This is a genomic window from Citrobacter sp. Cpo148 (genome assembly GCF_030332375.1).
Lineage (GTDB): Bacteria > Pseudomonadota > Gammaproteobacteria > Enterobacterales > Enterobacteriaceae > Citrobacter > Citrobacter portucalensis.
The window spans coordinates 244,579-269,202 of sequence record NZ_JAOWHY010000034.1 but is presented as its reverse complement, the minus strand read 5'-3'; the positions used below and the strand labels follow the sequence as shown (position 1 = coordinate 269,202).

Below are 24,624 nucleotides of genomic sequence, written 5' to 3'. Positions count from 1 at the left end.
AACTTGTAACCGGTATCACATTAGAGGAGAAGGAAAACCATGAAACAAACGGTTGCCGCTTTTATTGCTAAAACACTCGAACAGGCTGGCGTAAAACGCATTTGGGGTGTAACGGGTGACTCGCTAAATGGTCTGAGTGACAGTCTGAATCGTATGGGAACAATTGACTGGATGCCAACCCGTCATGAAGAGGTTGCAGCCTTCGCTGCGGGCGCTGAAGCGCAGTTGACGGGCGAACTGGCCGTCTGCGCAGGCTCGTGCGGGCCAGGCAACCTGCACCTGATCAACGGGCTGTTTGATTGTCACCGTAACCACGTCCCGGTACTGGCAATCGCCGCGCATATTCCCTCCAGTGAAATAGGCAGCGGTTATTTTCAGGAGACCCACCCGCAAGAGTTGTTCCGCGAATGTAGCCACTATTGCGAGCTGGTTTCCAGCCCAGAACAGATCCCGCAGGTACTCGCCATTGCCATGCGTAAGGCGGTACTCAACCGTGGCGTATCCGTGGTGGTTTTACCCGGTGACGTGGCGCTAAAACCTGCGCCTGAAAGCGCCACCACGCACTGGTATCAGGCGCCGCTCCCGGTGGTGACTCCACAAGAAGAAGAGCTGAGAAAACTGGCGCAACTGCTGCGCTACTCCAGCAATATCGCCCTGATGTGCGGCAGCGGCTGCGCCGGTGCGCATAAAGAGCTGGTTGAGTTTGCGGCTAAAATTAAAGCGCCGATTGTTCACGCCCTGCGTGGTAAAGAGCATGTTGAGTACGATAACCCCTATGATGTGGGTATGACCGGGCTGATTGGCTTTTCATCCGGCTTCCATACCATGATGAATGCCGACACGCTGATCCTGCTTGGCACCCAGTTCCCCTATCGCCCGTTCTACCCCACCGACGCCAAAATTATTCAGATTGATATCAATCCGGCGAGCATTGGCGCGCACAGTAAAGTGGATATGGCGCTGGTAGGCGATATTAAATCCACTCTCCGTGCCCTACTGCCTCTGGTGGAAGAGAAAACCGAGCGGCAATTCCTGGACAAAGCGCTGGAGCACTATCGCGAGGCGCGTAAAGGGCTGGATGATTTAGCCAAACCCAGCGATAAAGCCATTCACCCGCAGTATCTGGCGCAGCAGATCAGCCACTTTGCCGCTGACGATGCCATCTTTACCTGCGACGTTGGTACGCCAACGGTGTGGGCAGCACGCTATCTGAAAATGAACGGCAAACGTCGTCTGCTCGGATCGTTTAACCACGGGTCGATGGCGAATGCCATGCCGCAGGCACTCGGCGCGCAAGCCACAGAACCAGGACGCCAGGTTGTGGCAATGTGCGGTGACGGCGGCTTTAGCATGCTGATGGGAGACTTTCTGTCGGTTGTCCAAATGAAGCTGCCGGTGAAGATTATTGTCTTCAACAACAGCGTACTGGGATTTGTGGCGATGGAGATGAAGGCTGGCGGTTATCTGACCGACGGCACGGAGCTGCACGACACCAACTTCGCGCGGATTGCCGAAGCCTGCGGCATTACGGGCATTCGCGTGGAAAAATCCTCAGAGGTTGATGAAGCGCTACAAAGGGCGATGTCAATTGACGCCCCGGTGCTGGTCGATGTGGTCGTGGCGAAAGAAGAGCTGGCGATCCCGCCGCAGATCAAACTCGAACAGGCCAAAGGTTTTAGCCTGTATATGCTGCGTGCAATCATCAGTGGACGCGGTGATGAAGTGATCGAACTGGCGAAAACGAACTGGCTCAGGTAAAACATCCTTATTAAATCACACACAAAATCATTCATGATGCATCAAGGCGGCTAGCCCGAAAATCCCCAGGAGCATAGGTATACTATGTGACTGGGGTTTAAGGGTGCGGCCAACGCCGAAGCAGCCTGAAGGATGAAGTGTAATAAGGAGACACCATGATTGATTTACGCAGTGATACCGTCACCCGGCCGAGTCGCGCCATGCTGGAAGAGATGATGGCAGCCCCGGTCGGGGATGACGTGTATGGAGACGACCCTACCGTTAACGCCCTCCAGCAATACGCCGCAGAGCTTTCTGGTAAAGAAGCCGCTATTTTCTTACCTACCGGTACTCAGGCTAACCTGGTGGCGCTGCTCAGCCATTGTCAGCGTGGCGAAGAGTACATTGCCGGTCAGGGCGCGCATAACTATCTCTACGAAGCAGGTGGCGCAGCGGTGCTCGGTAGCATTCAACCGCAACCTATCGACGCCGCACCGGATGGCTCCCTGCCTCTGGACAAAGTAGCTGCAAAAATCAAAGTGGACGATATCCATTTTGCCCGCACCCGCTTGCTCAGCCTGGAAAATACCCACAACGGCAAAGTGCTGCCGCGCGAGTATCTGAAAGACGCCTGGGAATTCACCCGTGAGCGTAATCTTGCCCTGCACGTCGACGGCGCACGTATTTTTAACGCCATCGTCGCCTACGGCTGTGAACTTAAAGATGTCACGCAATACTGTGATTCGTTCACCATTTGCCTCTCCAAAGGCCTCGGTACCCCCGTTGGTTCACTGCTGGTCGGCAGCCACGAGTACATCAAACGCGCTATTCGCTGGCGCAAAATGACCGGCGGCGGAATGCGTCAGGCCGGTATTCTGGCAGCGGCCGGGCTGTATGCGCTGAAAAATAACGTGGCGCGTTTGCAGGAAGATCATGACAACGCCGCCTGGATGGCGGAGCAGCTGCGCGAAGCAGGGGCGGACGTCATGCGCCACGACACCAACATGCTGTTTGTTCGCGTTGGCGAAGAGCACGCTACCGCGCTGGGCGAGTATATGAAAGCGCAAGGTGTGCTGATTAACGCCTCCCCGATTGTGCGCCTGGTGATGCACCTGGACGTATCACGTGAACAACTTGCTGAAGTCGTCGCCCACTGGCGCGCTTTTTTAACCCAATAAGGAGATGGGCGTGCCGCAACGGATTTTGGTTCTTGGCGCCAGTGGCTACATTGGTCAGCATTTGGTACAGGCGCTCAGTCAGCAAGGGCACCAGGTGTTGGCTGCGGCACGTCGCATTGAACGGCTGGAAAAGCAGCAACTGGCCAATGTCAGTTGCCACAAGGTCGATTTGAATTGGCCAGATAACCTCACCCCGCTGCTGACGGGTGTTGATACGGTTTATTATCTGGTTCATGGTATGGGCGAAGGCGGTGATTTTATCGCCCACGAACGTCAGGTCGCGATGAACGTGCGCGATGCGCTGCGTAATACGCCAGTTAAACAGCTTATTTTCCTGAGCTCATTGCAGGCTCCCCGGCATGAACAATCCGATCATCTGCGTGCTCGACAGATAACCGCAGACACCCTGCGCGAGTCAGGCGTGCCAATGACGGAATTGCGCGCGGGCATTATCGTGGGAGCGGGTTCCGCTGCCTTTGAAGTCATGCGCGATATGGTTTACAACCTGCCGGTTCTCACCCCTCCACGCTGGGTACGCTCGCGTACCACGCCTATCGCGCTGGAGAATTTAATGTACTATCTGGTGGCATTGTTGGAAAATCCCACACCACATCACCGCGTCCTCGAAGCCGCCGGGCCGCAGGTGTTGAGCTATCAGGAACAGTTCGAGCATTTTATGGCGGTCAGCGGTAAACATCGCCTGCTCATCCCCATCCCCTTCCCTACCCGCTGGATTTCGGTCTGGTTTTTGAACGTCATTACGTCAGTGCCGCCAACCACGGCCAAAGCGCTGATCCAGGGCTTAAAACACGACCTGCTGGCCGATGACACCGAATTACGTGCGCTGATCCCACAAAAACTGATTGCCTTTGATGACGCCGTGCGCAGCACGTTGAAGGAAGAAGAGAAGCTGGTCAACTCCAGCGACTGGGGTTACGACGCACAGGCGTTTGCCCGCTGGCGTCCAGAATATGGCTATTTCGCCAAACAAGCTGGCTTTAGCGTTGAAACCTCTGCCAGCACAAAAGCGCTGTGGCAGGTTGTGAATCGACTCGGCGGCAAAGAAGGCTATTTCTTTGGCAATATTCTATGGAAGACGCGCGCGGCGTTGGACCTGCTGGTCGGCCATAAGCTGGCAAAAGGTCGTCCCGAACACCCACTATTGCAAGTTGGCGACACCGTTGATAGCTGGAAAGTCATCATCGTTGAGCCGGAGAAACAGCTGACGCTGCTGTTTGGGATGAAAGCGCCGGGACTGGGTCGCCTGAGCTTCACACTGGAAGATAAAGGTGACCACCGACGCATTGATGTACGCGCGTGGTGGCATCCGCACGGTATGCCTGGCCTCTTCTACTGGCTGTTGATGATCCCCGCCCACCTGTTCATTTTCAGGGGGATGGCGAAGCGTATAGCCAAACTTGCAGAACAAATCACAGACTAATGATAAAAAGAGCCTGTATTCTTTCATGTTTCCCATTGCATACAGGCGTAATTCACGGAAGAATGCGCACGACGTTTTTTAAACACAGTGGATTGATATGAAGGTACTGGTTACCGGAGCCACCAGCGGCTTGGGCCGAAACGCGGTTGAGTTTTTATGCAGCAAAGGCGTCAGCGTCAGAGCCACCGGTCGCAACGAAGCGATGGGCAAGCTGCTGGAGAAAATGGGCGCAGAATTTGTGCATGCGGATTTGACCGAGCTGGTTTCTTCGCAGGCAAAAGTGATGCTTGCCGGCATTGACACGCTGTGGCACTGCTCCAGTTTCACCTCTCCATGGGGAACTCAGGAAGCTTTTGATCTGGCCAACGTTCGTGCTACCCGCCGTCTGGGCGAGTGGGCCGTAGCCTGGGGTGTACGTAACTTTATTCATATCTCCTCTCCGTCGCTGTATTTTGATTATCACCATCATCGCGATATCAAAGAAGACTTCCGTCCCCATCGCTTCGCCAACGAATTCGCCCGCAGCAAAGCGGCTGGTGAAGAGGTGATTGCATTGCTCGCCCAGGCCAACCCGCAGACTCGCTTTACTGTCTTGCGCCCACAAAGCTTGTTCGGACCTCACGATAAAGTCTTTATTCCCCGCCTCGCCCATATGATGTACCACTACGGCAGCATCCTGTTGCCGCATGGCGGGAGTGCGCTGGTGGATATGACCTATTACGAGAACGCAGTTCACGCGATGTGGCTGGCGAGTCAGGAAGCCTGCGATAAACTGCCGTCGGGTCGCGCGTACAATATAACCAACGGTGAACATCGCCCCCTGCGCAGTATTGTGCAGAAACTTATCGACGAGCTGAATATTGATTGCCGTATCCGCTCCGTGCCCTACCCGATGCTGGACATGATTGCCCGCAGCATGGAGCGCTTAGGCAATAAATCGGCGAAAGAGCCAAAGCTTACGCATTACGGCGTTTCGAAGCTAAATTTTGACTTTACGCTGGATACCAGCCGCGCCCAGGAAGAGTTAGGTTATCAGCCCGTTGTGACGCTGGATGAAGGGATTGAGCGTACCGCAGCCTGGCTGCGCGACCACGGTAAGCTGCCGCGTTAGGCTGATAGCCATTGCAGGGTGGCGGCACAAGCGCCACAAAAACCTGCCAAATTAACCGTAGGCCTGATAAGCGAAGCGCCATCAGGCATTGGTGTCTGCGTTAACCCTGCCCGTATTTCTCCAGTAACGCTTCGGCAATCGCCTGCGTTTCCGCGTCCGCCACGCCATTCCACAACGTCGAGCGGAAGTGCATCTGGAACGCCATAATCACCCGCTGCTGTTCACGCGGCGTCATCTCGGGTTTTACCTCATAGCCATAGCGTGACAGCAGATCGAGCAATGACGCGGTTTCTACCGGCGTATGGGGCGCTCGTCCGGCGAGATAAAATGCCACACGCTGAGCATCCGGCCATGCGCCAATGCCCTGAGCGGCCAGTGCTTGCCACGGAAACAGCGGACCGGGATCGTCCTTACGCTGAGGCGCAATGTCTGCATGAGCCACCACGTTTTGCGGTTTTATGTCGTAGCGGGCGATGATATCTTTCGCCAATGGGATTAACGCCTGAATCTGCGCGGGCTCAAACGGCGCAAAATACTTGCTGCCCGCTGATTTTTGCCAGCCGCGGTTTTCCAGCTCAATACCAATTGAGGTATCGTTAATACGCGTAGCGCCGCGCCAGAAGCTAATCCCCGCATGCCAGGCCAGATCTTTTTCCGGCACCAGTTGCCAGATACGCGGTTTACCATGGTAAAGCGGCGGCACTGCGGGGATCAAATAGTGTGAACTGACGTTTTTATCGGTCAGCGTAGCCAGGGAAGAGTCAAAATCATCGGCCGTGTAATGGATAACCAGTACTTTAATGCGTGGATAAGCAGCCTGGGCCTGACGGCGGGTATCTAACTGATACCCGTCTTTGTCGACAATCCCTTTTTCGCCAGCACATCCCACCAGCAACAGCGTAAATGCCAGCAGACACAACAGACGTTTCATCGGCGAGTTTTCACCGCGGTACCGCTGACACTCACCATCAGCATGCTACCGTCTTTGCCTACGGTTTCGTAATCGATATCGATACCGACCACCGCATCAGCACCCAGCGCTTTCGCCTGTTCGCCCAGCTCCTGAAAAGCAATTTCACGCGCTTTACGCAGCTCTTTTTCATACGCGCCGGAGCGACCGCCGACAATATCGCGAATACCGGCAAAAAAATCGCGGAAGATATTCGCGCCTAAAATGGCTTCACCGGTAACAACACCGCAGTACTCCACGATGCTCTGTCCTTCCAGCGTAGGGGTTGTCGAAAACTGCATGGTTAATCTCCTTTTTGCGCTAAGAGCACAATCTCAAAAGCATTATCAAACCAATACACTATGACACTCAAAGGAAAGCCCGCCAAATAAAACTGCTATCCTTGTTGATGTGTAGCGGTTTCAGGTGGTGCGTTTTTTATTTTTATTTGACTGGCATGCCGCCAGAAATAAAAAAGCCCCCAGATGCTTGGGGGCCTGAAGTTATTATTTTCTAAAATCTAATGGCGCCTGGCCGGACTGAATGTACATTGCTACGTTATCAAATGTAATCATTTTTGATTTACAAAAAATACATTTTGCCCCGAACGGATTTCCCTCAGTAACATCAAAGGTTGATGTTCTGTATTGGGAACCATGGCAACATGGACAGCGAAAGTGAATATGATTAGTAATAATAGTTACCTCAAAGCGCCACAACATTAATTGCGGATGGACCTTTAGGTCCCTGCTCCACACCGAATTCGACTTTCTGGTTTTCATTCAGCGTCTTAAACTCATTACTTTGAATCGCTGAGAAATGGACAAAGACATCTTTGCTGCCATCTGCAGGCGTAATGAAGCCAAAACCTTTTTCAGGATTGAACCATTTAACTAAACCAGTCATTTTAGTAGACATATATTTATTCCTTAATTTGAGCCTTTCGGCAAGCTTGGTTTTTATGACAGAAACTTCGTAGTGCTTAATGAAGAAACTCAAAGAGGGGATAAACGGGTTACACCTGAAAATGAGAACTGCTTGAGTAAACTACTTTGTATATCGTCTGTTATTCAAACCGACCGGATCATTAACGCACGGGCACCGAGATTAAGCAACTCTTATTTTAGCCATCCGGAGTCCCTTATAGCCAACAACACGGCATGAGTTTTGTTTAGCCAGGCGTAAAGCGCGGCAAATGGAACATGCAAATGCTCAGATGGTCTATACAGTATAAGAAGCATGAATGGCCGCCAACGCCCCGTTGCAGGTTGATATACTAAAGCTGAAGCTGGCAACGAGCGCCACCAACATGCTTCAGGTGGGGTGTCCGCGAATTTGCTTTAGCAAAAACAATGTGTTAATCGATCATACAATCTTTAGTGAGACCGAATTGTTCATCGTAGAACACAATTAGTAGGAAGCTTATAAGGAAATCATTATGCGCTATTCGAAACTCTCTCTGCTGGTTCCATGTGCACTACTTCTCAGCGCCTGTACGACCGTGACGCCGGTCTATAAAGATAACGGCACGCGTAGTGGTTCATGCATAGAAGGTGGGCCAGACAGCGTGGCTCAACAATTCTATGATTACCGTATTCAGCATCGAAACAATGACATTACCGCCCTTCGTCCGTACCTGAGCGACAATCTGGCTAAACTGCTGACCGACGCCAGCCGCGATAATGCACACCGCGACCTGTTTAACAGCGATCCGTTCTCCAGTCGCGCTACGTTACCAGACAGCGCCAGTGTCGCCAGCGCATCGACTATTCCGAATAGTGATGCACGCAACATTCCACTGCGCGTAGAGCTGAAACAGGGTGACCAAAGCTGGCGTGATGAAGTACTGATGATCCGCGAAGGCCAGTGCTGGGTTGTTGATGATGTTCGCTATCTGGGCGGCAGCGTACACGCGCCAGCCGGGACGCTGCGCCAGTCTGTCGAAAACCGCTAACCGCCCCATTCACCCGCTTAAATCATAACCCCCATAAATTGTCTGGCATTCTGCATAGAATGCCGACATTTATTCTTGCCCACTGGTGGCCCCGCTATTTTGTGCTATGTTTAGAGAAGAATGCGGTTTGCATTTAACTTTTAACGCATAAATATTGCATAACTATTCTGTCAAAGGTAGTATCTGCGGCTTCAATAGCTATCAGACTGCCAGTATCGAGTGTCAATGAGTATTCAATTAAACGGCATTAACTGCTTCTACGGCGCACATCAGGCGCTGTTCGATATCACGCTGGATTGCCCTCAGGGTGAAACACTGGTGTTACTTGGCCCAAGTGGAGCCGGGAAAAGCTCGCTGCTGCGCGTACTCAACCTGCTTGAGATGCCGCGCTCGGGTACGCTCTCTATTGCAGGCAACCGTTTCGACTTCACGAAGACCCCGTCAGATAAAGCCATTCGGGATCTGCGTCAGAACGTGGGCATGGTCTTTCAGCAATATAATCTCTGGCCGCATCTCACGGTTGTGCAGAACCTGATTGAAGCGCCCTGCCGTGTGCTCGGTCTGACAAAAGAGCAGGCAATGGCGCGCGCCGAGAAACTGCTGGAACGTCTGCGCCTCAAGCCTTACAGCGATCGTTACCCATTACATCTTTCCGGTGGACAGCAACAGCGTGTAGCCATTGCCCGCGCGTTGATGATGGAGCCGCAGGTGCTGCTGTTTGATGAACCGACCGCCGCGCTTGACCCGGAAATTACCGCCCAAATCGTCAGCATCATTCGCGAACTGGCGGAAACCAACATTACTCAGGTGATCGTCACCCACGAAGTGGAAGTTGCACGTAAAACGGCCAGTCGTGTGGTGTATATGGAAAACGGTCATATCGTCGAGTTTGGGGATGCGAGCTGCTTTGCCAACCCGCAAACCGAAGCGTTTAAAAACTATCTTTCTCACTAAGATTCGGGACAATACAATGAAAAAAGTTCTGATTGCCGCGCTAATCGCAGGTTTTAGTCTTTCCGCTACCGCAGCCCAAACCATTCGTTTCGCCACCGAAGCGTCTTATCCTCCGTTTGAATCTATCGATGCGAATAACAAGATCGTAGGTTTTGACGTTGATCTGGCAAACGCGCTGTGTAAAGAGATTGACGCTACTTGTACCTTCACCAATCAGGCCTTCGACAGCCTGATCCCAAGCCTTAAATTCCGTCGTTTTGACGCGGTAATGGCCGGTATGGACATCACCCCAGAGCGTGAAAAACAGGTGCTGTTCACCACCCCTTACTACGACAACTCTGCGCTGTTTGTGGGCCAGCAGGGTAAATACACCAGCATTGACCAGCTGAAAGGTAAAAAAGTCGGCGTTCAAAACGGTACTACGCACCAGAAATTCATCATGGATAAACATCCGGAAGTGACCACTGTGCCGTATGACAGCTACCAGAATGCCAAACTCGATCTGCAAAACGGTCGTATTGACGGCGTCTTTGGTGATACCGCAGTAGTAACCGAGTGGCTGAAAGACAATCCTAAGCTTGCCGCGGTTGGTGACAAAGTGACGGATAAAGATTACTTCGGTACAGGTCTGGGCATCGCGGTACGCCAGGGCAATACCGAGCTGCAGCAGAAGTTTAACGCTGCGCTGGAAAAAGTGAAGAAAGATGGGACTTACGAAACCATCTACAACAAATGGTTCCAGAAGTAATATTTGATGAATGAATTTTTTCCTTTAGCAAGCGCCGCCGGGATGACCGTCGGCCTTGCCGTTTGTGCGCTGATCATTGGCCTTGCACTCGCCATGTTTTTTGCCGTCTGGGAGTCAGTAAAATGGCGCCCGGTGGCATGGGCGGGCTCGGCCCTGGTCACCATCCTGCGCGGTCTGCCAGAAATTCTGGTGGTTCTGTTTATCTATTTCGGCTCCTCACAGCTGCTGCTGACGCTGGCCGATGGCTTTACGATCAATCTCGGGTTTGTACAAATCCCGGTTCAGATGCAGATCGAAAACTTCGACGTCAGCCCGTTCCTGTGCGGTGTCATTGCACTGTCATTACTGTACGCCGCTTACGCATCACAAACGCTGCGTGGCGCGCTGAAGGCCGTGCCACTCGGACAATGGGAATCAGGTCAGGCGTTGGGTTTGTCTAAAGCCGCGATCTTCTTTCGTCTGGTGATGCCGCAGATGTGGCGTCATGCCTTACCGGGACTGGGTAACCAGTGGCTGGTGTTGCTGAAAGATACCGCGCTGGTCAGCCTTATCAGCGTGAACGATCTGATGCTGCAAACGAAGAGTATTGCCACCCGCACCCAGGAGCCATTTACCTGGTACATTGTGGCGGCCGCTATTTATCTGGTGATTACGCTGGTGAGTCAGTACATTCTCAAACGCATTGACCTGCGCGCGACACGTTTTGAGCGGAGACCAGGCTGATGCTTGAGTATTTACCTGAATTGTTGAAAGGGCTGCATACCAGCCTGACGCTGACGGTCGCCTCCATCGTGGTTGCTCTGGTGCTGGCGCTGATCTTCACCGTCATCCTGACGCTGAAAACGCCGGTGCTGGTGTGGCTGGTTCGCGCTTATATCACGCTGTTTACCGGTACACCGCTGCTGGTGCAAATCTTCCTGATCTACTACGGACCAGGACAGTTTCCGGCATTGCAAGAATATCCGGTATTGTGGCATCTGCTCTCTGAACCCTGGTTATGCGCCTTAATTGCGCTGTCGTTAAACAGTGCGGCCTACACTACGCAACTGTTCTACGGCGCTATCCGTGCAATCCCGGAAGGCCAGTGGCAGTCCTGCGGAGCGTTAGGGATGAGCAAAAAGGATACGCTGGCGATTCTGTTGCCGTACGCCTTTAAACGCGCCCTCTCCTCGTATTCCAACGAAGTGGTGCTGGTATTTAAAAGTACCTCACTGGCTTACACTATCACGCTGATGGAAGTCATGGGTTATAGCCAGCTGCTGTACGGTCGTACTTATGACGTTATGGTCTTCGGTGCAGCAGGTGTGATTTATCTGATCGTCAACGGTTTGCTGACGCTGATGATGCGCTTAATCGAACGTAAAGCGCTGGCGTTTGAACACCGGAATTAAGCATATGCCTGACGGCGCTACGCTTATCAGGCCTACGGTTCATGCACCTTTTGTAGGCCGGATAAGGTGCTAGCACCGCCATCCGGCAAATATGCATAAAGCAAAATAATAAAGACGGACAACAACCCAAATTGTCCGTCTTTTTTATATCAATAAAAATATTTAATCATTTTTATTGCATATAAATTCATTAAATGGCATTGTTACTCCACGCCGCAGACACGGTAATAATCATAAGATTGACAGACGGGAGTTCCACCATGAAAAAGTTAGTACTGGCCGCATTACTTGCTACTTTCGCCGCTGGCGCCTCAGCTGCTGATAAAATTAGTTTCGGTGTATCAGCCACGTATCCGCCATTTGAATCACTGGACGCGAGCAATAAAATTGTCGGTTTTGACATCGACCTGGCAACGGCGCTGTGCAAACAAATGCAGGCAGAATGTACTTTCACCAATCACGCTTTCGACAGCCTGATCCCCGCGCTGAAATTCAAGAAATATGATGCGGTAATTTCCGGAATGGATATCACACCTGAGCGTAGCAAGCAGGTTGCATTTACTCAGCCTTACTATGCCAACTCCGCGCTGGTGATTGCGAAAAAAGACACCTATAAAACCTTTGCCGACCTGAAAGGTAAGCGCATCGGTATGGAAAACGGCACCACCCATCAGAAATACCTGCAGGACAAACATCCTGAGGTGAAAACCGTGGCCTACGATAGCTATCAGAATGCGATTATCGACCTGAAAAATGGCCGTATTGATGGCGTATTTGGCGATACCGCTGTGGTTAACGAATGGCTGAAAACCAACCCGCAGTTAGGCGTAGCCACTGACAAAGTAACCGATCCGCAATACTTCGGTACTGGCCTTGGCATCGCGGTTCGCCCGGATAACAAAGCCCTGCTGGAAAAACTGAACAGCGCACTGGCGGCAATCAAAGCTGACGGCACGTACCAGAAAATCAGCGATCAGTGGTTCCCGCAGTAACGTCTGCCCAATCTGAAAAGCCGCGCTCTGCGGCTTTTTTTATCTCTTCGCCTGCGCTTTCAGTCAGTTCTTACGCCATAAACGCTTTCCTGGCATACACTTGTTAAAACGAAAAAAAGTGAGGCAAACGGATGATAGCGTTCCCTGCCAGTTTACTGATCCTCAATGGAAAAAGTGCTGATAATCTCCCCCTGCGTGATGCCATTGCGAAGCTTCGCGATGAAGGCGTGGAAATCCATGTTCGCGTGACCTGGGAAAAAGGCGATGCCCAACGCTACGTTGATGAAGCTCGTCAGCTAGGCGTTGCTACGGTGATAGCCGGCGGCGGTGACGGCACCATCAACGAAGTTTCGACAGCGCTGATTCAGTCGCAGGGTGGCAATATTCCAGCGCTGGGTATTTTACCGTTGGGTACGGCGAATGACTTTGCCACCAGCGTTGGTATACCCGATGACCTTGATAAGGCGTTAAAGCTGGCTATCGCTGCAAATGCGACTGCGATCGATATGGTGCAGGTCAACGATAAAACCTGTTTTATCAACATGGCGACCGGCGGGTTTGGCACTCGCATCACCACCGAAACGCCGGAAAAACTCAAGGCCGCACTGGGCGGTGTATCGTATTTTATTCACGGATTAATGCGCATGGATACGCTCAAGCCCGACATCTGTGACATTCGTGGGGAGGATTTTCACTGGCAGGGTAAGGCGCTGGTGATTGGTATCGGTAACGGTCGCCAGGCCGGTGGTGGGCAACAACTTTGCCCGACGGCGCTGATCAACGACGGCCTGCTGCAACTGCGCATTTTTACCGGCGAAGAACTACTGCCAGGACTGCTTTCGGCGTTAACGCAATCCGAAGACAACCCTAACATTATTGACGGCGCATCGTCGTGGTTTGATATCCGCGCCCCACACGAAATTACCTTTAATCTCGATGGTGAACCACTCAGCGGACAAGAGTTTCATATTGAAATCCTGCCCGCTGCGCTACGTTGCAGACTGCCGCCGGGTTGTCCGCTATTGCGCTAACCCAACGACAATCCGAGGGATCAGGCAATAGTGACTTTGCTGTCCAGATAAACGTCCTGTACGGCGTTAATCAACTTAACGCCGTCGGCCATGGTTTTCTTGAACGCTTTACGCCCCAGAATCAGCCCCATACCACCCGCACGTTTGTTAATAACCGCCGTACGCACTGCATCGCTCAGGTCGGTATCGCCGCCGGCCGCCCCGCCAGAGTTAATTAACCCGGCACGCCCCATATAACAGTTCGCCAGTTGGTAACGCACCAGGTCAATTGGATTCTCGCTGGTCAACTTGGTATAGACGCGATCGTCGGTATAGCCAAAATTAACCGCTTTATACCCGCCGTTATTTTCCGCCATTTTCTGCTTAACGATATCCGCTCCGATAGTGGCAGCCAGATGGTTAGCCTGCCCGGTAAGATCGGCGGAAACATGGTAATCCACGCCATCTTTTTTAAACGCGGAGTTACGCAGATACGCCCACAGCACGGTAACCATACCCAACTCATGGGCGCGCTCAAACGCTGCTGAAATCTCTTCAATCTGGCGGCGAGATTCCTCAGAACCGAAATAGATGGTTGCCCCTACCGCAACCGCACCCATATTGAACGCCTGCTCTACGCTGGCATACAGCGTCTGGTCAAAGGTATTCGGATAGCTGAGCGTTTCGTTGTGGTTAATTTTAACGAGGAACGGGATACGGTGCGCGTAGCGGCGGGAGACAGAAGCCAGCACACCGTAAGTCGATGCCACGCAGTTGCACCCTGCTTCGATAGCCAACTCCACAATATTCTTCGGATCAAAGTACAGCGGGTTAGCTGCAAACGAAGCCCCAGCAGAATGCTCTACCCCCTGATCCACCGGTAGGATCGACAGATACCCTGTCCCGGCAAGTCGCCCCGTGTTATACAGCGTCTGCATATTACGCAGCACGGCAGGCGGCCGGTTGTTATCCACCATCACGCGATCGACGTAATCATGTCCAGGCAGGTAAAGTTGGTCAGAAGGAATGGTCATACAACGATGCTGTAAAAGGCTGTCGGCATCTTTGCCAAGCAACTGCGCAATATCAGTCATAGCTATGCTCCCGTAAGTTCCGGTTTAAAACCGGAATATGGATTGTCCTGACCCGCCTTTTTGCGGGCAGCATTAAGCCTGGTACCGACTGCGCTTTTTTTCCATCTTTAGCGCACTTTTCAGCAACTTCTGCTGGCTCGATTCAGGAAAAAATAATGTTAAGACGGTCAAAGTTTAATCTCAAAGGTATTTTAAAGGTATTATTGAATGGTACTATCAGCGCGTACCTTACCTGTCATGAAGGATTTAAAGATGAAAACTACAGTTAAGCTGTCGTTCATGATGTTTGTAGAGTGGTTTATCTGGGGCGCCTGGTTTGTACCGCTGTGGCTTTGGCTGAGTAAAAGTGGCTTTAGTGCCGGAGAGATCGGCTGGTCCTACGCCTGCACAGCCATTGCGGCGATCCTGTCGCCCATTCTGGTCGGTTCAATCACTGACCGCTTTTTCTCCGCGCAAAAAGTGCTGGCGGTGTTGATGTTCGTCGGCGCTATTCTGATGTACTTCGCCGCCCAGCAAACCACCTTTAGCGGATTCTTCCCTCTGTTACTGGCCTATTCGTTGACCTATATGCCGACGATTGCGCTGACCAACAGTATTGCTTTTGCCAACGTACCGGATGTTGAACGTGATTTCCCGCGCATCCGCGTGATGGGGACCATTGGCTGGATTGCCTCCGGTTTGGCCTGCGGTTTCTTACCGCAAATGCTTGGCTATAACGACATCTCACCCACCAATATTCCCCTGCTTATCACTGCCGGAAGCTCCGCATTATTAGGCGTTTTTGCCTTCTTTTTACCGGATACGCCGCCAAAAAGTACCGGCAAAATGGATTTCAAAGTTATGCTGGGTCTGGATGCGCTGATCCTGCTGCGCGATAAGAACTTCCTCGTCTTCTTCTTTTGCTCTTTCCTGTTTGCGATGCCACTGGCGTTCTATTACATCTTTGCCAACGGTTACCTGACAGAAGTCGGTATGAAAAACGCCACCGGCTGGATGACACTGGGCCAATTCTCTGAAATCTTCTTCATGCTGGCGCTACCGTTTTTCACCAAACGCTTTGGCATTAAAAAGGTATTGTTGCTTGGTCTTATTACTGCGGCGATCCGCTACGGATTTTTCGTTTACGGCGGTGCGGAAGAATATTTCACTTACGCCCTGCTGTTTCTCGGCATTCTGCTGCACGGCGTCAGTTACGACTTCTATTACGTCACGGCTTACATCTATGTCGATAAAAAAGCGCCGGTCCACATGCGCACCGCAGCTCAAGGGCTTATCACCCTCTGCTGTCAGGGGTTCGGCAGCCTGCTCGGTTACCGTCTGGGCGGCGTGATGATGGAAAAAATGTTTGCTTATCAGGAACCGGTTAATGGTCTCACCTTTAACTGGGCTGGCATGTGGGGATTTGGCGCGGTCATGATTGCCGTCATTGCCGTGATGTTTATGATTTTCTTTCGCGAATCAGACAAAGAAATCACCGCCATTAAGGTGGACGATCGCGATGTAGCGTTGAAACAAGGGGAAGTAAAATGAAAGCAGAACGTATTCTCGGTGCTCTTTATGGGCAGGCGTTAGGGGATGCGATGGGCATGCCGTCGGAACTGTGGCCAAGAACCCGGGTTAAAGCACACTTCGGTTGGATCGACCGTTTTTTGCCCGGCCCTGCGGAAAATAATGCCGCCTGCTATTTTAACCAGGCGGAGTTCACTGATGACACGTCCATGGCACTGTGTCTGGCAGATGCCCTGCTTGAGTGCGACGGCGAAATTGTGCCAGACGTTATTGGTCGCAATATTCTGGCCTGGGCCGAGCAGTTTGATGCTTTTAATAAAAACGTGCTCGGCCCGACCTCAAAAATTGCGTTGAACGCTATTCGTGACGGTAAACCAGTCGCCGAACTGGAAAACAACGGCGTGACCAATGGCGCGGCAATGCGCGTTTCCCCGCTGGGATGCCTGCTGCCCGCCCGCGATCTTGATGCCTTTATCGATGATGTGGCACTGGCCTCCAGCCCAACGCATAAATCGGATCTGGCTATCGCGGGAGCCGTTGTCGTCGCGTGGGCGGTATCGCGCGCCATCGACGGAGGAAAATGGTCAGAGATTGTCGACGCGCTACCTGCCATTGCCCTGCATGCGCAGCAAAAACGAATCACCACCTTTAGCGCATCGCTTTGTGCACGCCTTGAACTGGCGCTGAAAATCGTCCGTAACGCCGATGGCGTCGAGTCCGCCAGCGAGCAGTTGTATCAGGTTGTGGGGGCAGGAACCAGCACCATTGAGTCCGTTCCTTGCGCTATCGCCATGGTTGAGCTGGCACAGACCGATCCTAACCGCTGCGCCATTTTGTGCGCTAACCTTGGCGGCGATACCGACACCATCGGGGCGATGGCAACCGCCATTTGTGGTGCATTACACGGCGTGAGCGCGATCAACCCGGCATTGAAGCAGGAATTGGACGCGGTGAATCAGCTGGACTTTACCCACTACGCCAACGGGTTAATGCGACTGCGCGAGCAGCGGGAGGCGCTATGAGCAACACGCATCTGCAACAACTTCTCTCGCAGTTACGTACACAGCGGCCAGTAACGGTGGTGGGTGCGGCGGTGATTGATGTCATTGCCGATGCATATGCCCTCCCCTGGCGCGGCTGTGACATCGAGCTCAAGCAGCAAGGTGTTAACGTTGGCGGCTGCGCACTCAATATCGCCGTCACGCTTAAGCGTTTAGGTATCGATGCCTGCAATGCTCTACCACTGGGTCAGGGAGTGTGGGCCGACATTATCCGCAACCGGATGACAAAAGAGGGACTGCACAGCCGGATCGACAATGCCGAAGGCGATAACGGCTGGTGTCTGGCGCTGGTGGAGCCGGATGGCGAGCGTACCTTTATGTCTTTTAGCGGCGTTGAGAATCAGTGGAATGCCGCCTGGCTGGCACAGCTGGATATCCCGCGTCATAGCCTGGTGTATCTTTCGGGTTATCAGCTAGCGTCCCCGTGCGGTGAATTGCTGGTGCAGTGGCTGGAAGGTCTGGAAGAGGTGACACCATTTATCGATTTTGGCCCGCGCATCGGCGACATTCCCGAGCCCTTACTGGCAAGAATTATGGCCTGTCGTCCGCTGGTTTCCCTCAATCGCCAAGAGGCGGAAATTGCTGCCGAGCGGTTTGCATTAAGTCAGGATGTGGAAGGTTTTGGCGCAGAATGGGTGCAGCGTTTCACCGCACCGGTGGTCGTGCGTCACGATAAAGACGGCGCATGGTATTTCAGCGCACAGACATCCGGCTGCGTACCGGCATTTGCAACGGCGGTCGTTGATACTATCGGCGCAGGTGACAGCCACGCTGGCGGCATGCTGGCTGGGCTGGCGTCTGGCTGGACGCTGGCCGACTCAGTGCTGTTAGGTAACGCGGTGGCGTCCTGGGTAGTTGGACATCGCGGCGGCGATTGCGCCCCGTCACGCGAGGAGCTACTCCTCGCACACAAAAACGTATAGATCGCTACGACAGTAACTGATGCTGTATTCAATAGGCCGTTGCTGCTGGTCAAGCGCTACCTGCTTGATCACCAGTACCGGCACTTTGCTATCCATTTGAATGTGCGCCTGGAACTCTGCGTCAGGCATTCTGGCGCTAACACGTGAGCGCGTGCGCTGCGGGAAAATATGCTGGCTACGAAAATAGTCATACAGCGAAACACCGATGGCATCCACGTCATGAATTAGATGTGCGGGTACCCAGGACTCTTCAATAGAGACTGCGTCTTCGTCAACGTAACGAATGCGTTTGAGCAGGAAGACATCACTCCCTGCGACAACAGCCAACTGCTGTGCCACCTCTTCCGGGCAAGGCACAATTCTTTTGTTAACCCACAACGTATCCGGTTTTTTACCGCGCAACACCACCTGCTGAGAAAAACCGCGCGCTTCTTTAAGCGAATACTCGAAGATATTGTTAATTTGCGTTCCGTAACCGCGGGCACGTGTTACTACACCTTCTTCTTCCAGAGCCTGCATCGCCTTGCGTACCGTAATCCGAGAAACGCCGGTCAACTGGCTGAGGTCGCGCTCGCCGGGCAGGATATTGCCGTGCTCCAGGATCCCACTGCGCACAGCATTCTTCACCGTCTGCGCAAATTTCATATACAGCGGCGTGTTATCCGCCGCTGAAATACGTTCATTCAGTTGTGCGATAAGCTGGGTATGCGCTTGTTCCATTTATCTTTTTCCTGGCCGCCGTTTCTGCAGCCAGTATACCCATTACCACCACGCGTGGAAATGATGCACCGGACCAATTCCCTCGCCAACTTCTAGCGTGTCGGCCTGTGCCAGCGCCGCTGAAAGCCACAGTTTGGCTTCCTGTACGGTATCGGCCCAGTTGTTATGGCGCGGACGCAGGGCTGCCAACGCCGCCGATAGCGTACAACCGGTGCCATGGGTATTTTTGGTCATCACCCTTGGTGCGGTAAAACGCTGCTCACCATCACGCGTAAAGAGCCAGTCGGGGCTTTGTGCATCATCCAGATGACCGCCCTTCATCAACACTGCCTCGCAGCCCAGCGCCCGTAGCGCCCTTCCCTGCTCTAACATCTCCTGCTCAGTTTGCGCATGCGATGCCCCGAGCAGTGCAGCAGCTTCGGGTAAATTAGGGGTGATAATCGAAACCTGCGGCAGCAAACAGGTACGCAACGTTTCTACCGCCGAGGGCGACAGCAACGGATCGCCGCTTTTCGCCAACATCACCGTGTCCAGCACCACATTTTGTACCCGATGGCGACGTAAACGTTCGGCAACAGCTTCGACAATGTCCGTCTCAGCCAACATACCGATTTTAGTCGTATCAATACGCACATCATTGAACACAGAATCCAACTGCGCGGCGACAAAATCAGGTTCAATGCGATACACCGACTGCACCCCACGCGTATTTTGCGCCACTAACGCCGTGATAACGGAACAGCCGTAAGCGCCCAGCGCCGAGAAGGTTTTTAAATCAGCCTGAATACCCGCACCACCGCTTGGGTCGGTTCCGGCGATCGTTAATGCGTTAATCCGTTTCATGCTTGCTCCTGGGCGTTCAGATTATAGAGGGCGTCAAGAAATGCCGGGACAAAGCTGCCCGGTCCGTTTGATTGTTGTGTGGCTATTTGCCCGGCCTGTTTCATCCAGCTACAGGCGGAGGCGACGTTATCAAGTCGGTCACCACGTAAAGCGCAACTGGCCGCAACAACCGCTGATAGCGCGCATCCGGTGCCCACCACGCGAGTCATCAACGGGTCACCACCGTCCACGCAAACGGTACGCTGACCATCGGTGACGTAATCCACTTCGCCGGTAACCACGACAATGGTCCCAATCTGACGAGCCAGCGCCTGCGCTGCCGGAAGCGCAGCGACAGCCGTATCGGTTGTATCCACGCCGCGTCCCCCACCGTTCATGCCGGCCAGAGCAAGTATTTCCGAAGCGTTGCCACGAATAGCCGCAGGCTGTAGTGACAATAATTCCAGGCAGAAGCGCCGGCGAAACTCAAGCGCGCCTACGGCAACGGGATCGAGCGTCCACGGGGTTTTAGCATGATGAGCCTGCTCAACTGCGGCACGCATCGCCGTGGCCCGTTCCCGAGTTAAGGTGCCGACATTAACCAGCAATGCACTGGCAATAGCGGCGAATTGGCTGGCTTCTTCAGGCTCGATCACCATCGCAGGCGATGCGCCCAGCGCCAGTAACGTATTGGCAGTAAAGCTTTGCACGACCTCATTGGTCATACAGTGTGTGAGCGGGGATAAGATTCTAAATTGGTGCAAAGTGTGAGCCGCGAGCGCGCGGCTGTGCAGGTCAGGCTGCATTGTTCAGCTCCTGCCCGCGCGAAGAAGGGACACGAGCAGTGTCAGACTTCCCTACGCTGGCATTATCCAGATCAGGTGGTACGGGTATTTCTCAGCCTTTACCAGAAGGGCACCCCGAGTCGTTGAAACACAAACGTAATACGCTGGTTTCAGTAACAGGATACTGCCTGTGCTTAACGATGTAAATTGGCGCACTCCCCACTCCCGCAGTGAAACTACTGGTCAAGGTTGCTGCAATTCTGTACTTTCATTTACACTTTTTACGAAATGACTGGAGTGATCACAAAATAGTGCTTGTCAGACATCCGGTATGCCAGGAATGATACATGACTGATTTTGATGACCCGAAGAGGTAGAGAGGATGGGTATGAAGAATAAAATGTTGCTGGGTGCACTTCTGCTTGCAAGCAGCGTCGTCTGGGCCGCACCAGCTGCAACAGCTGCCCCCACCGGTATCGATAAGTATGAACTGAGCAGCTTTATTGCTGACTTCACCCATTTCAAACCCGGTGACAAGGTTCCACCACTGTATCTCACCGAAGAATACACCATTAAACAGTGGAATCTGCGCAACCTGCCCGCGCCGACGGCAGGCACCCACTGGACCTACATGGGCGGCGCGTATGTGCTGGTCAATGATGCCGATGCTAAGATCATTAAAGCCTACGACGGCGAGATTTTTTATCACCGGTGAAAAAATACGCACCCTATATAAAGGGTGCGTCAATTAAATATCACTGGTATTCCGTAACTACTTTAACTCTACTTTGTACTTTACCTGGTCGAATATTTTGTCCATATGCAACATATCTCCCATATAGATTTAAGTCAACACGTTGTTCTTCTGGAGTGATATCTTTAAAATTCAAAAGATCATAGCTGGAACTATTCCCTGCACTAAAACTAATTGCTTGACTTCCATTTAATGAGATTTCAAACCCAACGTCCCCAGCACCTCCATACTCATTTTCATATTCATTTTTGAGGATATTACCTTGAATACTCTCCGACTCAAAATGATAATTAAAAGAATATGAGGACAATCCTTTATTACAAATAAAAGATACGTTACCTGATGTAGGTTCAAGCTTTAGGTACCTTGAAGAATTATTATTCAGATCTGATGTCGTAATTGCCGGGGCAGTAAGTACGCCATCATTAAATCTACACGTTTTTGTCATTTTCTTGATTTGTGGAATATAAGTCACGTGATAATAATGATTTCTATTATCACGTTCACCCAAACATCCTGTAAGAATACATTTCTCAGGAGTAAAATCTATCTGGATACCTTCACCTATATTTTTTGCATGTTCACTTACCCCAGTAGCTTTTGAAACAACATCAAAGGTTAATGTAATCACTGCATTATTTATTTTCCCTACATCCATTTTTGTAAAAGTGTCTGTTTTCTCATACGAGATAAGTGTAGGGTCAGCAGAAAATGTAGCTTTCAAATATATGTCACCACCATCAGCATGGTATACATAATAGGCTTGACTGGGAAAATCTATTTTAAATGTGGTCTCAGACCCCATGTTAAGTAAATTTCTACACATAGGATTACGAGTAAATTTAAAGTTGGATATATTGACAACATTACCTTTCATATTCTCAAGCTTTAATTCATCGCCAGACACATATGTTTCAGAGCCATCAGGAATATAACAATGGCTACTTGCACTAAAACTAATTAATGCAATTAAAAAAAACAAATATTTCATATCCACCTCTCACCGACAAATATAAACTTTACTTTCATCAATCGTTTTGCCGAAGGTGATTGAGCATGAAAGTCCCTGTTGTTTATCGACCGCTACTTTTATTTCCGGCGGTACTTCATTGGTGCGAATAAAAAGCTGGCTTCCCTGGCCTACCACGCCAATATTGTGTCCATGAATATCCTCTACTTCGTAACCAAACGTCAGCGGTGAACCATCAGGGCGCTGCGCCCGGATATACCAGGGTTTGCGTTGGTCGGTATCAAACCTTGTCAGCACTACCGCTCCGCGGTAAGGGGCGGCGCTGCGGCGGTTGCCTTGCAGGTCGGTTTCACTATTGGTGTTAGACACATCCAGCGTCAGGTGGTTTTCACGATAAGGCGTTAAGCCGTCGTAGACCACCACGCCATTGCGGTTGGTGGTGCGATATTTCTGCCCGTTCACATATGCTCCTTCCAGGCCCGGCGCATGCATCACGGCAAACGTTTCCGATAGCCGGTTGGCTAAATTCACTCCACCAGACCAGGCTACCAGGCCACCTGAAATACTGCCGCCAGCTTGCGTATATTTAGACGACTGGCTGTAGCTGCCGTTTAGCGTAGCAACTGGCGCATTCCACGTCAGATTGCCGCCCGCTGTTGTCTCGCTGTCCTGTTGTTGATGGCTGAGATTCACGCCGTAATTAAACTGATCGTGACTGCCTACGGTGCCGGAAATCCCGGTATTGTTAGACGTAAAACCATCATTATCAAAGGTGGTCGAGTTAGAAACATACAGATGTCGGCGCGGAGTGCTAATGTCATCTCCCCAGTCAAACGGAATGGAGATAAAGATGTTAAAACGTTTATCTTCGTGATGATCTTCATCGTAAGTCTGACTAGCTGAAAAGGTATAGCTAATCCGTTGCCAGCTATTGGAGTAACTCAGCTGATAATCTTTGCTGCTACCGCTACGCCCCCAGTAGTCTCGCCACAGCGTACTGAGCGAGAATGAACCCCAACCTTGCGGCAGAGACTGGCTGACGTTGGCCGAAAAACTGTTCTTACGACCAAAATCATTCTGATAATAATCTGCAATGTCATACACATCGTTTTCATCACGATGGTAGTTATTTTTGTTATTTGCCCAGACGTGATCGTTAAACGTGCGATAGTCCTTGGAAGAGTAGCGATACGCCGCCAGGCCAAAACGGGTGGCAGTTTGTGTCAAATACTTGTTATAAGCAATCTGGTAACTTTGCCCGTCAAACACATCGCCATTATCCTGTTTGCTGTGCGATTGTGTCGCATCGACGGAAATCGCGCCAATACGCGTATTCCAGCCGGTACCCAACGTAAACGCATTGTAGTTATCCGCCAGCATGGTACCGCCGTACAGCGTTAACAGATTATTCAGCCCGTACTGATAGCTCATCTGTGCAAAGTCGGTCTGGTTACTGGCGCCTTCGATATGGCTACGCCCAGCCGCAAAATCATATTTTGAGACACCCGGCTGCAACATATTGGGCACCGCAGCATAGGGCACCAGATAGGTTGTTACCGATCCGTCCGCCTCTTTGATACTGACGTCAAGATCCGCACCGCCACCAGCCAACTGCAAATCAGCAATTGAGAACGGGCCAGGCGGAACCTCTTTCTGGTAAACCACAAAGCCGTTCTGTTCGATAGTGACCAGCGCGTTACTCTGCGCGATCCCCTGCACTAATGGCGTGAAGTTTTGTTTGGAGTTCGGCAGCATCTGCATATCGCGATACAGCCGTACGCCGCGAAAGCGCACCGCATCAAAAATATCTGATGAGGTATACATATCCCCGGCACGCAGCGTTCCGAGAATTTGCGGGATGCCGCGCTCCAGGTACAGGGTGTTGCTTTTCCACTCCCCGCTGCTGTCATCAGTTTTGTTATAGCTGGCATCAGAATGCAGCTGCCAGCCCAGCAGGTTTAACCCACTGGTAAAACGCGCATAGGTACTTTTGCTGTTACCAGAATCCTTATAGTTGCTGTAATACTGGCTGGCATAGTACGAGGTATAGAAGGCATTGATGCCACGATCCCAGTTTTCAGGAGGAACATACCCTTGCTCAAGCTCATCGACAAACGCCTGCGGAACGCTGAGATCCAGGCGAAACGTACCGATATTCCACGCGTAGCTGCCCCCTTGTACCGCCTGCTTCAAGGTTGGGCATTCATTCTGCTTGTCCAACGCCTGTATATTTATCCCCAGACGCGTTAATGCATCGCGGGATAAACAGGTGTCATCCGGATTATCCTTAACCGTAATTTCATACTTACCACGCCACTGTTTATTGACGTAGATGTCAATATCATATTGGCCTGGCAGGGGTTGGTTATCATCGAGGCGAAAATCAGAAACTTTCTCGCCTTTCATGCCACCCATCATAAAGTGGGTGTCAAACGTCTCTTCTGCAGCGTGGGCGTCAATGCCAACCAGCAACAGTAGTATTGCCGAAGCAATTGGAGTCATCCTTAACATAACCAGCTCC

25 protein-coding genes and 1 riboswitch are annotated in these 24,624 nt (G+C 51.8%); of the genes, 15 read left to right on the top strand and 10 right to left on the bottom strand.

Going from position 1 to position 24,624, the window contains the following annotated elements; translation table 11 throughout:
* Positions 1–39: 39 nt before the first annotated feature.
* The 4 genes from poxB to OGY10_RS03095 all read left to right on the top strand — a co-directional run bounded on the left by poxB (position 40) and on the right by OGY10_RS03095 (position 5,467).
* Entirely contained in the window at positions 40–1,758 is a 1,719-nt protein-coding gene (gene poxB / locus OGY10_RS03110) for a ubiquinone-dependent pyruvate dehydrogenase (protein ID WP_186413184.1), read from the top strand.
* A gap of 155 nt (positions 1,759–1,913) precedes the next feature.
* Positions 1,914–2,915 (top strand): low-specificity L-threonine aldolase, encoded by a 1,002-nt coding sequence (gene ltaE, locus OGY10_RS03105; RefSeq protein ID WP_048234951.1) that lies wholly within the window; start codon positions 1,914–1,916, stop codon positions 2,913–2,915.
* 10 nt (positions 2,916–2,925) lie between these two features.
* Positions 2,926–4,356, top strand: a complete 1,431-nt coding sequence (locus OGY10_RS03100; RefSeq protein WP_048216410.1) for an SDR family oxidoreductase — start codon at positions 2,926–2,928, stop codon at positions 4,354–4,356.
* 97 nt (positions 4,357–4,453) lie between these two features.
* Positions 4,454–5,467 carry a 3-beta-hydroxysteroid dehydrogenase gene (locus OGY10_RS03095; protein WP_079937591.1) on the top strand — a complete coding sequence of 338 codons (1,014 nt, stop codon included), beginning with the start codon at positions 4,454–4,456 and terminating at the stop codon, positions 5,465–5,467.
* A 100-nt stretch (positions 5,468–5,567) separates the two neighbouring features.
* On the opposite strand, the gene OGY10_RS03090 is transcribed toward OGY10_RS03095, so the two are convergent.
* The 4 genes from OGY10_RS03090 to cspG form a co-directional block, all read right to left on the bottom strand.
* Positions 5,568–6,398 carry an N-acetylmuramoyl-L-alanine amidase gene (locus OGY10_RS03090; protein WP_008785229.1) on the bottom strand — a complete coding sequence of 277 codons (831 nt, stop codon included), beginning with the start codon at positions 6,396–6,398 and terminating at the stop codon, positions 5,568–5,570.
* On the bottom strand, positions 6,395–6,718 hold the full coding sequence (locus tag OGY10_RS03085; RefSeq protein WP_001160725.1) for a heavy metal-binding domain-containing protein: 324 nt from the start codon (positions 6,716–6,718) through the stop codon (positions 6,395–6,397). Before OGY10_RS03085 ends, OGY10_RS03090 begins: the two co-directional genes overlap by 4 nt.
* A 204-nt stretch (positions 6,719–6,922) precedes the next feature.
* Complete coding sequence (gene ymcF / locus OGY10_RS03080) at positions 6,923–7,111, bottom strand: cold shock small protein YmcF (protein ID WP_071692589.1); 189 nt, start codon at positions 7,109–7,111, stop codon at positions 6,923–6,925.
* A 10-nt stretch (positions 7,112–7,121) separates the two neighbouring features.
* Complete coding sequence (cspG, locus tag OGY10_RS03075; RefSeq protein ID WP_020996661.1) at positions 7,122–7,334, bottom strand: cold shock protein CspG; 213 nt, start codon at positions 7,332–7,334, stop codon at positions 7,122–7,124.
* Positions 7,335–7,854: 520 nt separating this feature from the next.
* Between cspG and OGY10_RS03070 the strand changes: the two genes are divergently transcribed.
* The 7 genes from OGY10_RS03070 (at position 7,855) to yegS (ending at position 13,486) form a co-directional block, all read left to right on the top strand.
* Positions 7,855–8,370 (top strand): lipoprotein, encoded by a 516-nt coding sequence (locus OGY10_RS03070; RefSeq protein WP_003834409.1) that lies wholly within the window; start codon positions 7,855–7,857, stop codon positions 8,368–8,370.
* A gap of 225 nt (positions 8,371–8,595) precedes the next feature.
* Entirely contained in the window at positions 8,596–9,324 is a 729-nt protein-coding gene (gene artP / locus OGY10_RS03065; protein WP_003027295.1) for an arginine ABC transporter ATP-binding protein ArtP, read from the top strand.
* A 16-nt stretch (positions 9,325–9,340) separates the two neighbouring features.
* Entirely contained in the window at positions 9,341–10,072 is a 732-nt protein-coding gene (gene artI / locus OGY10_RS03060; protein ID WP_003027298.1) for an arginine ABC transporter substrate-binding protein ArtI, read from the top strand.
* Positions 10,073–10,078: 6 nt separating this feature from the next.
* A complete protein-coding gene (gene artQ / locus OGY10_RS03055) occupies positions 10,079–10,795 on the top strand; it encodes an arginine ABC transporter permease ArtQ (RefSeq protein ID WP_003027301.1) in 717 nt (238 codons plus the stop codon).
* On the top strand, positions 10,795–11,463 hold the full coding sequence (artM, locus tag OGY10_RS03050) for an arginine ABC transporter permease ArtM (protein WP_003840185.1): 669 nt from the start codon (positions 10,795–10,797) through the stop codon (positions 11,461–11,463). Before artQ ends, artM begins: the two co-directional genes overlap by 1 nt.
* A 260-nt stretch (positions 11,464–11,723) precedes the next feature.
* A complete protein-coding gene (gene artJ / locus OGY10_RS03045; RefSeq protein WP_003027308.1) occupies positions 11,724–12,455 on the top strand; it encodes an arginine ABC transporter substrate-binding protein ArtJ in 732 nt (243 codons plus the stop codon).
* A 131-nt stretch (positions 12,456–12,586) separates the two neighbouring features.
* Positions 12,587–13,486, top strand: coding sequence for a lipid kinase YegS (yegS, locus tag OGY10_RS03040; RefSeq protein WP_048215937.1), 900 nt, complete (start codon positions 12,587–12,589; stop codon positions 13,484–13,486).
* Positions 13,487–13,506: 20 nt separating this feature from the next.
* Here the strand turns inward: yegS and fbaB are convergent, their stop codons facing one another.
* Positions 13,507–14,559, bottom strand: coding sequence for a class I fructose-bisphosphate aldolase (gene fbaB, locus OGY10_RS03035; RefSeq protein WP_003834421.1), 1,053 nt, complete (start codon positions 14,557–14,559; stop codon positions 13,507–13,509).
* Between the two features lie 252 nt (positions 14,560–14,811).
* On the opposite strand from fbaB, the gene OGY10_RS03030 reads away from it, so the two are divergent.
* Genes OGY10_RS03030 through OGY10_RS03020 form a run of 3 tightly spaced genes read left to right on the top strand, consistent with a single transcriptional unit; the run spans position 14,812 to position 18,052 of the window.
* Positions 14,812–16,089, top strand: a complete 1,278-nt coding sequence (locus tag OGY10_RS03030; RefSeq protein ID WP_008785233.1) for a nucleoside permease — start codon at positions 14,812–14,814, stop codon at positions 16,087–16,089.
* The gene (locus tag OGY10_RS03025; protein WP_060683555.1) at positions 16,086–17,090 is read left to right on the top strand and encodes an ADP-ribosylglycohydrolase family protein; all 1,005 of its coding nucleotides are present in this window, start codon (positions 16,086–16,088) and stop codon (positions 17,088–17,090) included. The genes OGY10_RS03030 and OGY10_RS03025 overlap by 4 nt, the downstream gene beginning before the upstream one ends.
* Positions 17,087–18,052 (top strand): PfkB family carbohydrate kinase, encoded by a 966-nt coding sequence (locus OGY10_RS03020; protein WP_060683554.1) that lies wholly within the window; start codon positions 17,087–17,089, stop codon positions 18,050–18,052. The genes OGY10_RS03025 and OGY10_RS03020 overlap by 4 nt, the downstream gene beginning before the upstream one ends.
* Here the strand turns inward: OGY10_RS03020 and OGY10_RS03015 are convergent.
* Genes OGY10_RS03015 through thiM form a run of 3 tightly spaced genes read right to left on the bottom strand, consistent with a single transcriptional unit; the run spans position 18,026 to position 20,400 of the window.
* Complete coding sequence (locus tag OGY10_RS03015; RefSeq protein WP_008785236.1) at positions 18,026–18,772, bottom strand: GntR family transcriptional regulator; 747 nt, start codon at positions 18,770–18,772, stop codon at positions 18,026–18,028. The two genes, OGY10_RS03020 and OGY10_RS03015, sit on opposite strands and share 27 nt — an antisense overlap.
* Before the next feature lie 42 nt (positions 18,773–18,814).
* On the bottom strand, positions 18,815–19,615 hold the full coding sequence (thiD, locus tag OGY10_RS03010) for a bifunctional hydroxymethylpyrimidine kinase/phosphomethylpyrimidine kinase (protein ID WP_060683553.1): 801 nt from the start codon (positions 19,613–19,615) through the stop codon (positions 18,815–18,817).
* A complete protein-coding gene (gene thiM / locus OGY10_RS03005; RefSeq protein WP_191227017.1) occupies positions 19,612–20,400 on the bottom strand; it encodes a hydroxyethylthiazole kinase in 789 nt (262 codons plus the stop codon). Before thiM ends, thiD begins: the two co-directional genes overlap by 4 nt.
* Positions 20,401–20,431: 31 nt before the next feature.
* A riboswitch (TPP riboswitch) is annotated at positions 20,432–20,527 on the bottom strand.
* A 234-nt stretch (positions 20,528–20,761) separates the two neighbouring features.
* Here thiM and OGY10_RS03000 point away from each other — a divergent pair.
* On the top strand, positions 20,762–21,094 hold the full coding sequence (locus OGY10_RS03000) for an RcnB family protein (protein WP_003834436.1): 333 nt from the start codon (positions 20,762–20,764) through the stop codon (positions 21,092–21,094).
* A 40-nt stretch (positions 21,095–21,134) separates the two neighbouring features.
* Here the strand turns inward: OGY10_RS03000 and OGY10_RS02995 are convergent, their stop codons facing one another.
* Both OGY10_RS02995 and OGY10_RS02990 read right to left on the bottom strand, forming a co-directional pair.
* Positions 21,135–22,124, bottom strand: a complete 990-nt coding sequence (locus OGY10_RS02995; protein WP_150388461.1) for a fimbrial protein — start codon at positions 22,122–22,124, stop codon at positions 21,135–21,137.
* Positions 22,125–22,133: 9 nt separating this feature from the next.
* On the bottom strand, positions 22,134–24,614 hold the full coding sequence (locus OGY10_RS02990; protein WP_191227016.1) for a fimbrial biogenesis outer membrane usher protein: 2,481 nt from the start codon (positions 24,612–24,614) through the stop codon (positions 22,134–22,136).
* Positions 24,615–24,624: the final 10 nt, after the last annotated feature.

Bases quoted from the DNA above. Each gene is read 5' to 3' on its own strand.
- poxB (WP_186413184.1), top strand. From the start codon at position 40: ATGAAACAAACGGTTGCCGCTTTTATTGCTAAAACACTCGAACAGGCT.
- ltaE (WP_048234951.1), top strand. From the start codon at position 1,914: ATGATTGATTTACGCAGTGATACCGTCACCCGGCCGAGTCGCGCCATG.
- OGY10_RS03095 (WP_079937591.1), top strand. From the start codon at position 4,454: ATGAAGGTACTGGTTACCGGAGCCACCAGCGGCTTGGGCCGAAACGCG.
- OGY10_RS03090 (WP_008785229.1), bottom strand. From the start codon at position 6,398: ATGAAACGTCTGTTGTGTCTGCTGGCATTTACGCTGTTGCTGGTGGGA.
- OGY10_RS03085 (WP_001160725.1), bottom strand. From the start codon at position 6,718: ATGCAGTTTTCGACAACCCCTACGCTGGAAGGACAGAGCATCGTGGAG.
- cspG (WP_020996661.1), bottom strand. From the start codon at position 7,334: ATGTCTACTAAAATGACTGGTTTAGTTAAATGGTTCAATCCTGAAAAA.
- OGY10_RS03070 (WP_003834409.1), top strand. From the start codon at position 7,855: ATGCGCTATTCGAAACTCTCTCTGCTGGTTCCATGTGCACTACTTCTC.
- artP (WP_003027295.1), top strand. From the start codon at position 8,596: ATGAGTATTCAATTAAACGGCATTAACTGCTTCTACGGCGCACATCAG.
- artI (WP_003027298.1), top strand. From the start codon at position 9,341: ATGAAAAAAGTTCTGATTGCCGCGCTAATCGCAGGTTTTAGTCTTTCC.
- artQ (WP_003027301.1), top strand. From the start codon at position 10,079: ATGAATGAATTTTTTCCTTTAGCAAGCGCCGCCGGGATGACCGTCGGC.
- artM (WP_003840185.1), top strand. From the start codon at position 10,795: ATGCTTGAGTATTTACCTGAATTGTTGAAAGGGCTGCATACCAGCCTG.
- artJ (WP_003027308.1), top strand. From the start codon at position 11,724: ATGAAAAAGTTAGTACTGGCCGCATTACTTGCTACTTTCGCCGCTGGC.
- yegS (WP_048215937.1), top strand. From the start codon at position 12,587: ATGATAGCGTTCCCTGCCAGTTTACTGATCCTCAATGGAAAAAGTGCT.
- fbaB (WP_003834421.1), bottom strand. From the start codon at position 14,559: ATGACTGATATTGCGCAGTTGCTTGGCAAAGATGCCGACAGCCTTTTA.
- OGY10_RS03030 (WP_008785233.1), top strand. From the start codon at position 14,812: ATGAAAACTACAGTTAAGCTGTCGTTCATGATGTTTGTAGAGTGGTTT.
- OGY10_RS03025 (WP_060683555.1), top strand. From the start codon at position 16,086: ATGAAAGCAGAACGTATTCTCGGTGCTCTTTATGGGCAGGCGTTAGGG.
- OGY10_RS03020 (WP_060683554.1), top strand. From the start codon at position 17,087: ATGAGCAACACGCATCTGCAACAACTTCTCTCGCAGTTACGTACACAG.
- OGY10_RS03015 (WP_008785236.1), bottom strand. From the start codon at position 18,772: ATGGAACAAGCGCATACCCAGCTTATCGCACAACTGAATGAACGTATT.
- thiD (WP_060683553.1), bottom strand. From the start codon at position 19,615: ATGAAACGGATTAACGCATTAACGATCGCCGGAACCGACCCAAGCGGT.
- thiM (WP_191227017.1), bottom strand. From the start codon at position 20,400: ATGCAGCCTGACCTGCACAGCCGCGCGCTCGCGGCTCACACTTTGCAC.
- OGY10_RS03000 (WP_003834436.1), top strand. From the start codon at position 20,762: ATGGGTATGAAGAATAAAATGTTGCTGGGTGCACTTCTGCTTGCAAGC.
- OGY10_RS02995 (WP_150388461.1), bottom strand. From the start codon at position 22,124: ATGAAATATTTGTTTTTTTTAATTGCATTAATTAGTTTTAGTGCAAGT.
- OGY10_RS02990 (WP_191227016.1), bottom strand. From the start codon at position 24,614: ATGTTAAGGATGACTCCAATTGCTTCGGCAATACTACTGTTGCTGGTT.